Below are 14,967 nucleotides of genomic sequence, written 5' to 3' on the forward strand. Positions count from 1 at the left end.
CGTTTGACGTCAAGGTGCCCTGGCGGCACCCCGGCCTCAGCTGGTGGTTTCGATGACCGCGATGGCAGTGTCGATCACCTGGCCGATTGCCTGGCCGACGTCAGCCCAGGTACCGGCACCGCGTACTTCGAGGGTTTCCTCCAGGGTCATTTCGAGCGGGGCGCAGGGGGCGTCCAGTGGTGCTTGTGCGTACATGGCAATACCTCGTTTTATTTTTCGAAGTGAGGGAGATATCGAGCGGTTGCGATACATGACAACCACCGTCGTCGCCGCTTGGCGTGGCGACCTGGGTATTGTCTCGGGAGCGGGCAGGCGGAAATAGTCGGATGGCTCCAAACAAGGCTGTGGGAGCAAGCGACTAAGCAAGGTAGGAAAAAACTGAGGTAATGCAGGTTGGCGCTGAGTGGACCAGCAACTGGCGCGCTTCCGGGAGGTGCGCGCCAGCCTGTAGCCTGGCGGTCAGACCGCCATCGGCGCGGTCATCGGCGCATGGTGCTCGTAACCATCCAGACTGAAATCGCTCGGCTCGATCTTCTCCAGCCATTCCGGCTCGTACTTGCCGGTCTTGGCAAACTCCGGCACCCGATCACTGATCACCAGCTTCGGCGCTTCCAGCGGCTCGCGCTTGAGCTGCTCGTTGAGCATGTCCAGGTGGTTCTCGTACACATGGGCATCGCCAATGAAGTAGGTGAACCAGCGTGGGGTGTAGCCGGTAAGGCGGCCGAACAGCGACAGCAGCGCCGCACCTTCGGTGAGGTTGAACGGCGTGCCCAGGCCCAGGTCGTTGGAGCGGATGTAGAGGGTCAGGGAGATCTCCCGGGTCTCGACATTCGGGTGGAACTGGTACAGCAGGTGGCACGGCGGCAGGGCCATCTCGTCGAGCTGGGCGCAGTTCCAGCCGTGGAACAGGATGCGCCGGCTGCCCGGGTCGTTGGCGATGGTGTCCAGGCACTGGCGCACCTGATCGATGGCCTTGTACAGGACAACGAAGGCGACGCCATCCTCCTCGTCCTGGGCGATACGGCGGAAGCCGGCTTTTTCGGCCATCTCGATGGCCGCCGGGTTGGCCAGCGGGATGCGCTTGTAACCGGGCCACTGGCGCCACTGCACACCGTAGATTTCACCGAGGTCGTCATGGCCCTGGCGGAACGGATTGGCCAGCCACTGAGCGTTTTCATTGGCGTTCTGGTCCCAGACCTTGCAGCCCAGTTCGCGGAATTCAGCGGCGTTCTTCACCCCGCGCAGGAAGCCGACCATCTCGCCGATCGCCGACTTGAACGCCAGCTTGCGCGTGGTGATGGCCGGGAAGCCTTTCTGCAGGTCGAAACGCAGCATGGCGCCCGGCAGGCTGATGGTGCGGATGCCGGTGCGGTTTTCCTGCAGAGTGCCGTTCTCGATGACGTCGCGGACCAGGTCCAGATACTGTTTCATGGCTTACCTGTAACGAAAACGGCAGGGGGATCACCCCTGCCGTGGGAAAAATCAGGCGGGTTTCGCCGTCGGTTTGCGATTATAAGCCAACCAGATCAGGCCAAGGCCAGCCAGGATCATCGGGACGCAGAGAATCTGACCCATGGTCAGCCAGCCCCAGGCGATGTAGCCCAGCTGGGCATCCGGCACGCGGACGAATTCGACGATGAAGCGGAAGATCCCGTAGAACAGGGTGAACATGCCAGATACCGCCATGGTCGGCCGCGGCTTGCGCGAGAACAGCCAGAGGATGAGGAACAGTGCCACGCCTTCCAGGGCGAACTGGTACAGCTGCGACGGGTGGCGCGGCAACTGGGCCGGGTCGCTGAACGGCGGGAAGATCATCGCCCATGGCACGTCGGTGGGCTTGCCCCACAGCTCGGCGTTGATGAAGTTGCCGATGCGCCCGGCACCCAGGCCGATCGGCACCAGCGGCGCAACGAAGTCCATCAGTTCGAAGAAGGTCTTGTTGTTGCGCTTGCCGAACCACAGCGCCGCCAGCATCACGCCGATGAAGCCGCCATGGAACGACATGCCGCCCTTCCACACCTCGAAGATCAGCGCCGGATTGGCCAGGTAGGCGTGCAGGTCATAGAACAGCACGTAGCCCAGGCGCCCACCGACGATCACCCCCATCGACAGCCAGAACACCAGGTCGGAGAGCTTTTCGCGTGACCAGGCAGGGTCGAAACGGTTGAGGCGGCGCGAGGCCAGCAGCCAGGCGCCACCGATGCCGACCAGGTACATCAGGCCGTACCAGTGGATTTTCAGTGGCCCGATGGCCACGGCCACGGGGTCTATCTGCGGGTAAGGCAGCATGGAACTTCCTCTCGATTCAAATCAGAAAGCTGAGGCCGACGCAGAACAGCAGGGCTGCGAACAGGCGTTTCAACAGGCGTGGCGACAGCTTGTGCGCCAGGCGCGCGCCGAAGCGTGCGAAAAACATGCTGGTCACGGCGATGCCGACCAGCGCCGGCAGGTACACGTAACCCAGGCTGTGGGGCGGCAGGTGCTCCTCGTGCCAGCCCAGCAGCATGAAGCTCAGGGCGCTGGCCAGGGCGATCGGCAGGCCGCAGGCCGAGGACGTGGCGACCGCCTTTTGCATCGGCAGGCTGCGCCAGGTCAGGAACGGCACGGTCAGCGAACCACCGCCGATGCCGAAGATCGCCGAAGCCCAGCCGATCACCCCGCCAGCACCGATCAGCGCCAGCTTGCCGGGAGTACCGTGGCTGGCCCTGGGCTTGAGGTCCAGGGCCATCTGCGCGGCGATGACCAGGGCGAACACGCCGATGATCTTCTGCAACTGCGGGCCCTGGATCAGCGAGGCGGTCTTGGCGCCGACACCGGCGCCGAGGAGGATGCCCAGGGTCATCCAGGCGAAGATCGGCCATTGCACCGCGCCCTTGCGGTGGTGCTCGAGCACGGCGTTGATCGAGGTGAAGACGATGGTCGCCAGCGACGTGCCCACCGCCAGGTGGGTCAGCACCGAGGCATCGAAGCCTTGCAGGGTGAAGCTGAACACCAGCACCGGCACGATGATGATGCCGCCGCCCACGCCGAACAGCCCGGCCAGCACACCGGCACAGGCGCCCAACAGCAGATAGAGCACGAATTCCATTCGTCTTCCCCGAGAAAACAATCCGGCATGGTAACGGAAGCCGGGCTCGGGGCTCTAGTGAACTTCGTGACAGGATGGATCGACCCCGCCGCTGTGGGTACAGTGGCAAAAAACACAGAGGCCAGACCTATGTGCCTGATCGTTTTCGCCTGGCGGCCGGGGCATGCCCTGCCGCTGATCGTCGCGGCCAACCGTGACGAGTTCTATGCCCGGCCGACCCAGGCCCTGGCGAGCTGGGAAGATGCGCCCGGGGTACATGCCGGGCGTGACCTGGAAGCCGGCGGCACCTGGCTCGGCGTGGGGCCCCGGGGGCGGTTCGCCGCGCTGACCAACATTCGCGACCCGGGGCAGGTGCCGGGGCCGCGCTCGCGGGGTGAGCTGGTGGCGGCGTATCTGCAGGGCGAGCTGGGAGTCGAGGCCTACCTCGACCAGGTGGCCAGCCGCAGCGGGCAGTATTCCGGGTTCAACCTGCTGGTGGGTGATGGCCGCCAGCTGGGTTACCTGCATGCCCGGGAGGTCGCGCCACGCTTGCTGGAGGCCGGGGTCTACGGGCTTTCCAATGCCGGGCTGGATACGCCGTGGCCGAAGCTGGTGAAGGCGCGCAGTGGGCTGGAAGGCTTGCTGGAATCAGCGGAGCCACAGCGGTTGCTGGAATTGCTGGCGGACAACGAGCCGGCGGCTGACGCCGACCTGCCGGAAACCGGCGTGGGGGTGGCGACCGAGAGGCTGCTGTCGAGTGTGTTCATTGCCAGCCAGAACTATGGTACCCGGGCCAGTACCGTGCTGATTGTTGACGATCAGGGGAGAAGACGGCTGGTTGAGCGGAGTTTCGGGCCTTTTGGTGGGCATCTGGGGGAAGTCAGCCTGGACATATGATGCTGCATCCAGCGGCCTCTTCGCGGGTAAACCCGCTCCCACAGGGGCATAACGATCCCTGTAAGAGCGGGTTCACCCGCGAAGAGGCCGGAACAGGCAACCTCAATTCAGAGGGTCTTGTTGGCCCCAGGCCCGATCATCCGCGCCAGCCCGAGGTTCTTCAGCGCCAGTTGCAGCGAGCTGTGGATAAGTTGCGGGTTGTCATGGCTCAAGGCATCGGCCAGCAGTTCCCTGGCCTTGCTCATGTTCACCTGACGCAGCATCCACTTCACCTTCGGCAGGTTGGTGGCGTTCATCGACAGGCTGTCGAAGCCCATGGCCATCAGCAGGATCGCCGCCGCCGGGTCACCCGCCATCTCGCCGCAGATGCTCACCGGCTTACCCTCGCCATGGGCATCGCGCACCACGGTGTTGAGCGCCTGCAGCACCGCCGGATGCAGGTAGTCGTAAAGGTCGGCGACCCGCGGGTTGTTGCGGTCCACCGCCAGCAGGTACTGGGTCAGGTCGTTGGAGCCGACCGAGAGGAAGTCCACCTGCCGCGCCAGCTCCTTGGTCTGGTACACCGCCGCAGGGATCTCCACCATCACGCCCACCGGCGGCATCGGCACGTCGGTGCCTTCGTCGCGCACCTCGCCCCAGGCGCGGTGGATCAGGTGCAGCGCTTCTTCCAGTTCGTGGATGCCGGAAATCATCGGCAGCAGGATGCGCAGGTTGTTCAGGCCCTCGCTGGCCTTGAGCATGGCGCGGGTCTGCACCAGGAAGATTTCCGGGTGGTCGAGGGTGACGCGAATGCCGCGCCAGCCGAGAAACGGGTTTTCTTCCTTGATCGGGAAGTACGACAGGGCCTTGTCACCGCCGATGTCCAGGGTGCGCATGGTCACCGGCAGCGGGTGGAACGAGGCCAGCTGTTCGCGGTAGATCGCCAGCTGTTCCTTCTCGCTGGGGAAGCGCTGCTGGATCATGAACGGCACTTCGGTGCGGTACAGGCCCACCCCTTCGGCGCCGCGCTGCTGGGCACGGGCGACGTCGGCGAGCAGACCGGTGTTGACCCACAGCGGCATGCGGTGGCCGTCGGGGGTGATGCACGGCAGTTCGCGCAGGGCGTCCAGGCCCTGGGCCAGCTGGCGCTCTTCCTCGACCACGTCGCTGTACTGCTTGCGCAGCACCTCGCTGGGGTTGGTGAACACCTCGCCCTTGTAGCCGTCGACGATCATTTCGATGCCATCGACCTTTGAATACGGCAGGTCGACCAGGCCCATCACCGTCGGAATGCCCATGGCCCGGGCCAGGATGGCGACGTGGGAGTTACCCGAGCCGAGTACCGAAACCAGGCCCACCAGCTTGCCTTCCGGCACCTCGCCAAGCATCGCCGGGGTCAGTTCTTCACTGACCAGGATGGTGTTGTCGGCATACACCAGCGACTGCGAGCGGGCTTCCTGGAGGTAGGCCAGCAAGCGGCGGCCGAGGTCTTTCACGTCCGAGGCGCGCTCGCGCAGGTAGTCGTCGTCCATCAGCTCGAAGCGGTTGACGTGCTCGCCGACCACCTGGCGCAGCGCGCCCTGGGCCCACTGGCCGGTCTTGATGACCTCGTTCACCTCGCCACCGAGGGCCGCGTCCTCGAGCATCATCAGGTACACATCGAACAGTGCGCGTTCTTCCGGGCGCAGCTGGGTGGCCAGCTTGGCCGACAGCTTGCGCATGTCTGCGCGCACGCCTTCGAGGGCGTTGTTGAACAGTTTCAGTTCGGCGTCGATGTCCTCGACGAGCTTGTCCGGCACCACTTCGAGGTCGGCCGGCGGCAGCATGACCACGGCGCGCCCGACGGCGGCACCCGGTGAGCCCGGCACGCCGACGAAGCGTGCCTCCTGGATGCCCTTGCCCTGGCGGCCCAGGCCACGGATCGAACCGGTGGCCTCGGCGTGGGCGATAACCCCGGCGAGCTGGGCGCTCATGGTGACCAGGAAGGCTTCCTCGCCCTCGTCGAACTGGCGGCGCTCCTTCTGCTGGATGACCAGCACGCCGACCACGCGGCGGTGGTGGATGATCGGGGCACCGAGGAAGGAGGCGAATTTTTCTTCGCCGGTTTCGGCGAAGTAGCGGTAACGCGGGTGGTCGGCGGCGTTTTCCAGGTTCAGCGGCTCTTCCCGGGTACCGACCAGGCCGACCAGGCCTTCGTTGGGGGCCATGCTGACCTTGCCGATGGAACGCTTGTTCAGGCCTTCGCTGGCCATCAGCACGAAGCGGTTGGTTTCCGGGTCGAGCAGGTACACCGAGCAGACCTGGCTGCCCATGGCCTCCTTGACGCGCAAGACAATGATCCCCAACGCCGTCTTGAGATCTTTGGCGGAGTTCACTTCCTGGACGATCTTGCGCAGCGTATTGAGCATGGCTCGGGGTCGAACTCCGTGGTCAGTCGCGCGTCAGCAGACGCGGTGCAAGCTCTTTCAGGGCGCGGCGGTAGACTTCACGCTTGAACGTCACCACCTGGCCCAGCGGATACCAATAGCTGACCCAGCGCCAGCCGTCGAATTCGGGCTTGCCGGTCAGGTCCATGCGCACCCGCTGCTCATTGCTCACCAGGCGCAGTAAAAACCACTTTTGCTTCTGGCCGATGCACAGCGGCTGGCTGTGGGTGCGGACCAGCCGCTGGGGTAAACGATAACGCAACCAGCCGCGGGTGCAGGCAAGAATTTCCACATCGTCGCGTTCAAGGCCAACTTCTTCGTTCAGCTCGCGGTACAGGGCGTCTTCCGGCGTCTCGTCAGGGTTGATACCACCCTGCGGGAATTGCCAGGCATCCTGGTTGATCCGTCGAGCCCATAGCACCTGCCCGGCATCATTCGTGAGAATGATGCCGACATTGGGGCGAAAACCATCCGGGTCGATCACGGCAGCAACCTCGCAAACGCATGTCACCGCATTGTTCCACAAAGCTTGCGAGCGCAGCAACGCGCCCGCCAAGCTTATGTGCAGCGAGGTGAAAACTCCGTATTCTGCGGGCTCCCCTTGTGGCTGATGCGAGTGACCGCGATGCGCCTGGCTTTATTCGACCTGGACAATACCCTCCTCGGTGGTGACAGCGACCACGCCTGGGGTGACTACCTGTGCGAGCGGGGCATTCTCGACCCGGTCGCGTACAAGCAGCGCAACGATGCGTTCTACCAGGATTACCTGAGCGGCACCCTGGACCTGCAGGCCTACCTGGCCTTCTCCATGGAGATCCTCGCCGCCACGGAACCTGCCCAGCTCGACCAATGGCACCGCGACTTCATGCGCGACTGCATCGAGCCGATCATCCTGCCCAAGGCCCTGGCCTTGCTGCAGCAGCACCGCGATGCCGGCGACCAGTTGCTGATCATCACCGCCACCAACCGCTTCGTCACCGCGCCGATCGCCCGGCGCCTGGGGGTGCGCGTGCTGCTGGCGACCGAATGCGAGACGCGCGAAGGCCGCTATACCGGGCGTAGTACCGATATACCCTGTTTCCGTGAAGGCAAGGTGACGCGGCTGGAACGGTGGATGCTGGAGAACGGGTTCGATCTGGAAGACAGCTATTTCTACAGCGATTCGATGAATGACCTGCCGCTGCTGGAGCGGGTGGCGCATGCGGTGGCGGTGGATCCCGATGCCAATCTGCGGGCCGAGGCCGAAAAGCGCGGGTGGACGGTGATTTCGCTGAGGGATTGAGGTTTTCCTGTCGCGGCCTCTTCGCGGGTAAACCCGCTCCCACAGAGGCCTGCGTACACCGACCCTGTCAGACCGGCTTGGCGCCCATCAGCCCGGCAATGGACAAGAAGCACACCCCGCTGAACACCGCCAATGCCAGGGTAAAGCGCAATCCCACCACCTCGGCCTTGCGCAGCCGGTTCAGCCGCACCAGCAGCCACCACCCGGCAAACGCGCCAAGCGTATAGATGACGCTCGACGCCAGCACCCAGGTCTGCCCCAGCGGCCAGCCAACAAGATGCACCAGCCACCAGCCGCTGAACGGCATGCTCACCAGGCACACTCCCATTACCAGCCAGACGAACACCAGCGGCCGACGCAGCAGCTTGGCGCAAGCTTCGCTATCGCCCCGGCGGCGGGCACGCACGGTCCAGATCGCCAGGCCCAGCGCGCCCAGCAGGAGCAGCGCCGTGGCGATGATATGCAGGGCCTTGAGGGTGGTCAGGTGTTCCATGTCTTCACATCCTTGAGCGATAAGCCAAGCTTAGTCGTTCAACCCAGGAACAGCTTGTACGCCGGGTTCTCGGTCTCGTCCCAGTACGGATAGCCGATCTTGGCCAACGCCGCCGGCACCAGGTGGCGCTCTTCCTCCGGCACCTGCAAGCCGGCGACCACGCGCCCATCGGCCGCGCCATGGTTGCGGTAGTGGAACATCGAGATGTTCCAGCGCCCGCCCAGCTTGTTCAGGAAGTTGAACAGCGCCCCCGGCCGCTCGGGGAACTCGAAGCGCAGCACCATTTCGTCGCTGGCCCCGGCCGAATGGCCGCCGACCATGTGGCGGATGTGCAGCTTGGCCAGTTCGTTGTCGGTCAGGTCGGTGACCGGGAAGCCCTGATCGGTCAGCTGCTGTACCAGCGCCGCCCGCGGGTCGTTTTCCGGGTGGGTCTGCACGCCGACGAAGATGTGCGCCTCGTCGGAGGTGTGCTTGCGGTAGTTGAATTCAGTGATCTGGCGCTTGCCGATGGCCTCGCAGAAGGCCTTGAAGCTGCCTGGGCGCTCGGGGATGGTCACGGCGATGATCGCTTCGCGCTTCTCGCCCAGCTCGGCACGCTCGGCCACGTGGCGCAGACGGTCGAAGTTGACGTTGGCGCCCGAATCGATGGCCACCAGGGTCTGCCCGGTGACGCCCTTGAGCTCGACGTACTTCTTGATGCCGGCAACACCCAGGGCGCCGGCAGGTTCGGTGATCGAGCGGGTATCGTCGTAGATATCCTTGATCGCCGCGCAGATTTCGTCGGTGCTGACGGTGATCACCTCATCCACATGATGACGGCAGATGTCGAAGGTGTGCTGGCCGATCTGCGCCACCGCCACGCCGTCGGCGAACAGCCCGACCTGCGGCAGCACCACGCGCTCACCCGCTGCCATGGCGGCCTGCAGGCAGTTGGAGTCATCGGGCTCGACGCCGATTACCTTGATCTCCGGGCGCAGGTATTTCACGTAGGCGGCGATGCCGGCGATCAGCCCGCCGCCGCCCACCGGCACGAAGATCGCGTCCAGCCGGCCCGGGTGCTGGCGGAGGATTTCCATGGCCACGGTGCCCTGCCCGGCGATGGTGTGCGGGTCGTCGTAGGGGTGGACGTAGACGAAGCCCTTCTCGTCGACCAGTTTCAGCGAATAGGCCAGCGCCTCGGGGAACGAGTCGCCATGCAGCACCACCTTGCCACCCCGCGAGCGCACGCCTTCGACCTTGATCTCCGGGGTGGTCTTGGGCATCACGATGGTGGCCTTGATGCCCATCTCGCGGGCCGCCAGGGCCAGCCCCTGGGCGTGGTTGCCGGCCGAGGCGGTGACCACGCCGCGGGCCAGTTCTTCCGGGGTCAGTTGCGCCAGCTTGTTGTACGCCCCGCGGATCTTGAACGAGAACACCGGCTGCAGGTCCTCGCGCTTGAGCAGAACCTGGTTGCCCAGCCGCTTGCTCAGTTGCCCGGCGCTGTGCAACGGGGTTTCGACCGCAACGTCGTAGACGCGCGAGGTGAGGATCTTCTTGACGTACTGTTCGAGCATCGGGAAAGCATCACTGGCCGCGGGACAAGGGCTGGGAGTCTACCCCAGCGCTACGTCGGGCGACCACAGCAAAGCCCTGCGAGCCGTTATACTAGGCCACTTTGAAACCGCCCTGCCCCTTTCGGAGCCCGCATGACCCAGGACCAACTCAAACAGGCCGTCGCCCAGGCCGCTGTCGACTTCATTCTGCCCAAGCTGGATGAAAAGAGCGTCGTCGGCGTCGGCACCGGTTCGACCGCCAACTTCTTCATTGACGCCCTGGCCCAGCACAAGACCGCCTTCGACGGCGCGGTCGCCAGCTCCGAAGCCACCGCCCAGCGTCTGAAGGGCCATGGCATCCCGGTCTACGAGCTGAACAGTGTCAGCGAGCTGGAGTTCTATGTCGACGGCGCCGACGAGAGCGACGCGCACCTGAACCTGATCAAGGGCGGCGGTGCAGCCCTGACCCGCGAGAAGATCGTCGCGGCCGTGGCCAAGACCTTCATCTGCATCGCCGACTGCAGCAAGCTGGTGCCGGTGCTGGGCGCCTTCCCGCTGCCGGTCGAGGTGATCCCGATGGCCCGCAGCCACGTGGCGCGCCAGCTGGTCAAGCTGGGCGGCGACCCGGTGTACCGCGAAGGCGTGGTCACCGACAACGGCAACGTGATTCTCGATGTGCACAACCTGCAGATCACCAACCCGGTGGAGCTGGAAGCGCAGATCAACGCCATCGTCGGCGTGGTCACCAACGGTCTGTTCGCGGCGCGGCCGGCGGACCTGCTGTTGCTGGGTACCTCGGAAGGCGTGAAAACCCTCAAGGCCGAGTGATGGCATTCGCGGGTAAACCCGCTCCCACAGGGACCTGCACAGACTTTGACACCCGTGCAGATTCCTGTGGGAGCGGGTTTACCCGCGAAGAGGCCCTGACAGGCGATCAATCTGCCGACTGTTTGAACACATAGAACAGGTTCGGCTCACTGACCAGGTAAATGGTCCCTGCTTCATCCATCGCAATCCCCTCCGCCTGCGGCACCGTCGCCCTCAGCCCCTGAAATCCCTTGCGCAACGACAAGGTGCTCAGCGGCCGGCCCTCGACATCCAGCTCCAGCACCAACCGCGACTCATCCGACAACGCCAGCAAATGCCCGCTTCGCTCGTCGTACTGCAAGCTCGACAGGTCGCGCACGAACAGCTTCGCATCACGCTTGCGGTCCTGCACCACATGCACGGCATAAGGCTTCTCGGGGTTGTCATGGGGGAAGCCGCGAACTTCGTAGATCAGCATCGGGTCGCGCTCCTTGGCCACGAACAGGCGCTTGCCCGCCGAGTCATAGGCCAGCCCCTCGAAGCCCTTGTTGCCATTGCGCCCAATGCCCAGGGTCAGTTGCTCGGCATCGCCGGCATCGAGGAACGGCGTGTCATCCTCCAGGCGCACACGGATCAGGCGCTGCTGGCGCTCGTCGCTGATCACGTAGCTGTTCTGCCCGACGTATTCCACCGCTTCCGGGTCGCCGAAACCGGTCAGCGGCACGCGACGCAGGATGCGCCCGTCCAGCGACAGCTCGATCAGTTCGGAACGGGCATTGGTGACGGCGAACAGGGTCTTGCGGTCGGGGTCGTAGGTCAGCGCCGACAGGTCGTCGTCCAGCTCTTCGACCGGCTGCGCCTCGACCACCACCCGGTAGCGGTCCAGGCCAATGCTCTGCTCGGCCGGCTGCCACCAGGCCTTGAGGTTGAACCAGCCGCGCTCGAAGAGGCGGAACTCTTGGCCGGCCAGGCCTAGAAGCACCAGGCCAGGCAAGAACAGAAACAGAATGAAACGACGCATGACGGCAGACTCGACACAAGGGTGACGAAGCTAACCATGTCAGGCTGAATCCTGGCTTAATGCCAGAAAAAGCCTGACCTGTCAGGGGTTCTTCTTGAAGCGATAGAACAGGTTCGGCTCGCTGACCATGTACAGGTTGCCCTGCTCGTCGAGGGTCACGCCCTCGGCCCGCGGGATGGTGCTCTTCAGGCCGTTGAAACCGCCCAGCAAGGTCATGAAGCTGACTTGCTGGCCTTGCTCGTCGAGCTCCAGCAGCATGTTGGAGTCGGCCGACAGCGCCAGCAGGTGGCCGGTGCGCGGGTCGACGCTCAGTGCCGACAGGTTGCGCAGGTCCAGTTCATCGTTTGCCAGCGGTTGTTTGTCACCCTTGAGCGGGCTGCGCCCGTCGGTGCTCCAGCTGTACAACTTGGGGGGGCGCTCCTCGCCGATCACCAGGCGTTGGCGCATCGGGTCCCAGGCCAGGCCCTCGAAGCCTTTGTTGCTCTTCACCGACTCGCCCAGGTCGTGGCTCTGGAAGTCGGCGTGGTTCAGCGTGGTGGTCTGCGCGTCGACCTTGACCAGGGTCAGGTCATGCAGGCGCTCGTCGGTGATCGCCAGGTAGCCGTCTTCCAGCACCGCCACACCTTCGGGGTTGTTCCAGCCCACCAGCGGGATCTTGCGCAGCACGTCACCGTCGAGGTTCAGCTCGACCAGGAACGGGTTCTTGCCCATCACCGCAAACAGCGTGCGGGTCTGCGGGCTGTAGGCGACATCCGAGGCTTCGTCGTCCTCCATGCCCGGCAGCACCTTGGCGTCGATGTCGACCTGATAGGCGGGCAGCCATACGCTTTCACTGCGCTCGGCGCTGCTTTCGAAGCGCTCCTTGACCCACAGCGCGCCACGGTCATCCCAGTGCATGGCCATGGCCACGCCGTAGCCGATGACGGCGGCAACGGCCAGGCCGAAGGGCCAGCGCCGGTAGAACGGGCGCTTGAGGGAGGCAGGGGCGCTTGTGGGCATCGAGAAGTCCTGGGGAAATGGGCGAAGATCCGCGCATTATCCGGATGGGTTGTGAAAAAACGGTAAACCGCGCTGGATTCTTCGCGGGTAAACCCGCTCCCACAGGGGATACCACATGCCTCAAGCCCTGTGAGACCCGTGTGCTCCCACAGGGTAAGCACATGCCTCAGCCCTGTGAGGTCCCTGTGGGAGCGGGCTTGCCCGCGAAGCAGGCGACGCGGTATCAGCTCAGAGAACCCGGCTCTCGAACCGGCAAACCCCTGGCAGTTCCAGCACCAGCTCGTCACCGACGGTAAACGGCCCGACCCCGGCCGGCGTGCCAGTGAGGATCACATCCCCCGCCTGCAGCGAGAACTGCGCCGCCATGTACTGGATGATCGGCACGATCGGGTTGAGCATCATGCCGCTGTTGCCATCCTGGCGCACTTCGCCATTGATGGTCAGGCGCACCGGGATATCGGTCACGTCTTCAAAGGAAGCGGCGGAGACGAACGGCGGCAGCACGCAGGCGCCGTCGAAACTTTTGCACAGCTCCCACGGCAGGCCCTTTTCCTTGAGCTTGGCCTGCAGGTCACGCAGGGTCAGGTCCAGCGCCGGGGCATAGCCGGAGATGGCGTCCAGCACTTCCTCCTCGGAGGCATTGGACGACAGCGGCTTGCCCAGCAGCACGGCGATCTCGGCCTCGTAGTGCACCGAGCCACGCTCGGTGGGGATCTTGAAGCCACCTTCCAGCGGCACCACGCAGCTACCCGGCTTGATGAACAGCAGCGGCTCGGACGGAATGGGATTGTCCAGTTCCTTGGCATGCTCGGCGTAGTTGCGGCCGATGCACACCACCTTCCCCAACGGGAAGTGAATGCGCGTGCCGTCTAGATACTGGTGCTGGTAACTCATGGCCGACTCCTTTGCTGACTGCTTTTTATTCAGGAGCGAAGATCTTACCCGGATTCATGATGCCATTAGGGTCGAATACGGCCTTGATTGCCTTCATGCAGGCAATTTCATCCGGCGAGCGGCTGTAGCCCAGATAATCGCGCTTGGTCATGCCCACCCCGTGCTCGGCGGAAATCGAGCCGCCGTAGCGCTGTACGATCTCGAACACCCACTTGTTGACCTTGGTGCACGAGGCGAAGAAGTCGTCCTTGCTCATGTGCTCGGGCTTGAGGATGTTCAAATGCAGGTTGCCGTCGCCGATATGGCCGTACCAGACCACTTCGTAATCCGGGTAGTGCTCGCTGACGATGGCATCGATGTCGCGCAGGAACGCCGGCACCTTGGAAACGGTGACGGAAATGTCGTTCTTGTACGGGGTCCAGTGGGCGATGGTCTCGGACAGGTACTCGCGCAGCTTCCACAGGTTCTTCAGCTGGGTTTCGCTCTGGCTCATCACCCCATCCAGCACCCAGCCCTGCTCGACGCAGTGCTCGAAGGTGGCCAGCGCCTGCTCGGCCACTGCCTCGGTGCTGGCTTCGAATTCCAGCAGGGCGTAGAACGGGCAGTCGCTGTCGAACGGTGCCGGCACGTCGCCGCGGGCCATGATCTTGGCCAGGCCCTTGTCGGAAAAGAACTCGAAGGCGGTCAGGTCGAGCTTGCCCTGGAAGGCATGCAGCACCGGCATGATCGAGTCGAAGTCCGGCGTGCCCAGGACCATGGCGGTGAGGTTGCGCGGGGCGCGGTCCAGGCGCATGGTGGCCTCGACCACGAAGCCCAGGGTGCCTTCGGCGCCAATGAACAGCTGGCGCAGGTCATAGCCGGTGGCGTTCTTGATCAGGTCCTTGTTCAGCTCCAGCAGCTCGCCCTTGCCGGTGACCACCTTCAGGCCGGCGACCCAGTTGCGGGTCATGCCGTAGCGGATCACCTTGATCCCGCCGGCATTGGTGCCGATGTTGCCGCCGATCTGGCTGGAACCGCTGGAGGCGAAGTCCACCGGGTAATAAAGGCCCTGTTCTTCGGCAAAGGCCTGCAACTGGCGGGTGATCACCCCCGGCTGGCAGACCACGGTGCGGTCGAAGGCGTTGAAGTCGAGAATCCGGTTCATGTTGTCGAACGCAACGACGACCTCGCCGTTGGCCGCCACGGCGCCGGCAGACAACCCGGTACGCCCGCCGGACGGCACCAGCGCGACCTGGTGCTGGTTGGCCCAGCGGACGATGGCCTGCACCTGCTCGACGGTCTTGGGCAGCACGATGGCCGAGGGCGCGGGCGGGTAATGCTTGGTCCAGTCCTTGCCGTAGGCGTCCAGCGAGGCCGGGTCGGTGAGGACCTTGCCAGGGTCGACAAGGGTCATCAGTTCTTCAATTACCGCGGGGTGGGTCATCGCCGGAACTCTCGACTTATTCATAGTCACCCTGAGTACTCTTCACCTGTCGGGATAAGCTCAGATTGTGTCGCGTATGCTAGCATAGCCCTCCCGCTGTTCATGCTATGGCCCGCGCGGCGCCTAGCATCCTCACTCGCCATTTTT

15 protein-coding genes are annotated in these 14,967 nt (G+C 64.3%); 3 read left to right on the forward strand and 12 right to left on the reverse strand.

Annotated features, from left to right (window positions below; translation table 11 throughout):
- Positions 1–36 precede the first annotated feature (36 nt).
- From ACIP21_RS12505 to ACIP21_RS12520, 4 genes are all read right to left on the reverse strand, one after another.
- Complete coding sequence (locus ACIP21_RS12505) at positions 37–195, reverse strand: hypothetical protein (RefSeq protein ID WP_400687763.1); 159 nt, start codon at positions 193–195, stop codon at positions 37–39.
- Between the two features lie 264 nt (positions 196–459).
- Entirely contained in the window at positions 460–1,431 is a 972-nt protein-coding gene (locus ACIP21_RS12510) for a thymidylate synthase (protein WP_400687765.1), read from the reverse strand.
- Between the two features lie 51 nt (positions 1,432–1,482).
- A complete protein-coding gene (lgt, locus tag ACIP21_RS12515) occupies positions 1,483–2,289 on the reverse strand; it encodes a prolipoprotein diacylglyceryl transferase (RefSeq protein ID WP_400687767.1) in 807 nt (268 codons plus the stop codon).
- A gap of 16 nt (positions 2,290–2,305) precedes the next feature.
- Positions 2,306–3,088: a sulfite exporter TauE/SafE family protein gene (locus ACIP21_RS12520; protein WP_400687769.1), complete on the reverse strand. Its 783-nt coding sequence runs from the start codon at positions 3,086–3,088 to the stop codon at positions 2,306–2,308.
- A 129-nt stretch (positions 3,089–3,217) separates the two neighbouring features.
- Between ACIP21_RS12520 and ACIP21_RS12525 the strand changes: the two genes are divergently transcribed.
- On the forward strand, positions 3,218–3,964 hold the full coding sequence (locus tag ACIP21_RS12525) for an NRDE family protein (RefSeq protein WP_400687772.1): 747 nt from the start codon (positions 3,218–3,220) through the stop codon (positions 3,962–3,964).
- 107 nt (positions 3,965–4,071) lie between these two features.
- Here ACIP21_RS12525 and ptsP read toward each other — a convergent pair whose 3' ends face one another.
- Together ptsP and ACIP21_RS12535 are read right to left on the reverse strand one after the other, a co-directional pair.
- Positions 4,072–6,351 carry a phosphoenolpyruvate--protein phosphotransferase gene (ptsP, locus tag ACIP21_RS12530; protein ID WP_400687774.1) on the reverse strand — a complete coding sequence of 760 codons (2,280 nt, stop codon included), beginning with the start codon at positions 6,349–6,351 and terminating at the stop codon, positions 4,072–4,074.
- Between the two features lie 22 nt (positions 6,352–6,373).
- Positions 6,374–6,853, reverse strand: coding sequence for an RNA pyrophosphohydrolase (locus ACIP21_RS12535; protein ID WP_003249017.1), 480 nt, complete (start codon positions 6,851–6,853; stop codon positions 6,374–6,376).
- Positions 6,854–6,994: 141 nt separating this feature from the next.
- On the opposite strand from ACIP21_RS12535, the gene ACIP21_RS12540 reads away from it, so the two are divergent.
- Complete coding sequence (locus ACIP21_RS12540; RefSeq protein ID WP_400687776.1) at positions 6,995–7,651, forward strand: HAD family hydrolase; 657 nt, start codon at positions 6,995–6,997, stop codon at positions 7,649–7,651.
- Positions 7,652–7,718: 67 nt separating this feature from the next.
- Here ACIP21_RS12540 and ACIP21_RS12545 read toward each other — a convergent pair whose 3' ends face one another.
- Both ACIP21_RS12545 and ilvA read right to left on the reverse strand, forming a co-directional pair.
- On the reverse strand, positions 7,719–8,144 hold the full coding sequence (locus ACIP21_RS12545; RefSeq protein ID WP_400687778.1) for a DUF2269 domain-containing protein: 426 nt from the start codon (positions 8,142–8,144) through the stop codon (positions 7,719–7,721).
- A 38-nt stretch (positions 8,145–8,182) separates the two neighbouring features.
- Positions 8,183–9,697 (reverse strand): threonine ammonia-lyase, biosynthetic, encoded by a 1,515-nt coding sequence (ilvA, locus tag ACIP21_RS12550; protein WP_400687780.1) that lies wholly within the window; start codon positions 9,695–9,697, stop codon positions 8,183–8,185.
- A gap of 132 nt (positions 9,698–9,829) precedes the next feature.
- Here ilvA and rpiA point away from each other — a divergent pair, with 132 nt between their 5' ends.
- Positions 9,830–10,504 carry a ribose-5-phosphate isomerase RpiA gene (gene rpiA, locus ACIP21_RS12555; RefSeq protein ID WP_400687782.1) on the forward strand — a complete coding sequence of 225 codons (675 nt, stop codon included), beginning with the start codon at positions 9,830–9,832 and terminating at the stop codon, positions 10,502–10,504.
- A gap of 106 nt (positions 10,505–10,610) precedes the next feature.
- On the opposite strand, the gene ACIP21_RS12560 is transcribed toward rpiA, so the two are convergent.
- The 4 genes from ACIP21_RS12560 to ACIP21_RS12575 form a co-directional block, all read right to left on the reverse strand.
- Entirely contained in the window at positions 10,611–11,504 is an 894-nt protein-coding gene (locus ACIP21_RS12560; RefSeq protein WP_400687784.1) for an SdiA-regulated domain-containing protein, read from the reverse strand.
- Positions 11,505–11,585: 81 nt separating this feature from the next.
- Positions 11,586–12,503 (reverse strand): SdiA-regulated domain-containing protein, encoded by a 918-nt coding sequence (locus ACIP21_RS12565; RefSeq protein ID WP_400687786.1) that lies wholly within the window; start codon positions 12,501–12,503, stop codon positions 11,586–11,588.
- Positions 12,504–12,731: 228 nt separating this feature from the next.
- Positions 12,732–13,397: a fumarylacetoacetate hydrolase family protein gene (locus ACIP21_RS12570; RefSeq protein WP_400687788.1), complete on the reverse strand. Its 666-nt coding sequence runs from the start codon at positions 13,395–13,397 to the stop codon at positions 12,732–12,734.
- Between the two features lie 25 nt (positions 13,398–13,422).
- Positions 13,423–14,820, reverse strand: coding sequence for an FAD-binding oxidoreductase (locus tag ACIP21_RS12575; protein ID WP_400687790.1), 1,398 nt, complete (start codon positions 14,818–14,820; stop codon positions 13,423–13,425).
- Between the last annotated feature and the right edge of the window lie 147 nt (positions 14,821–14,967).

Origin of the sequence: Pseudomonas sp. NPDC089401, assembly GCF_044749485.1 — a bacterium.
Taxonomy (GTDB): Bacteria; Pseudomonadota; Gammaproteobacteria; order Pseudomonadales; family Pseudomonadaceae; genus Aquipseudomonas.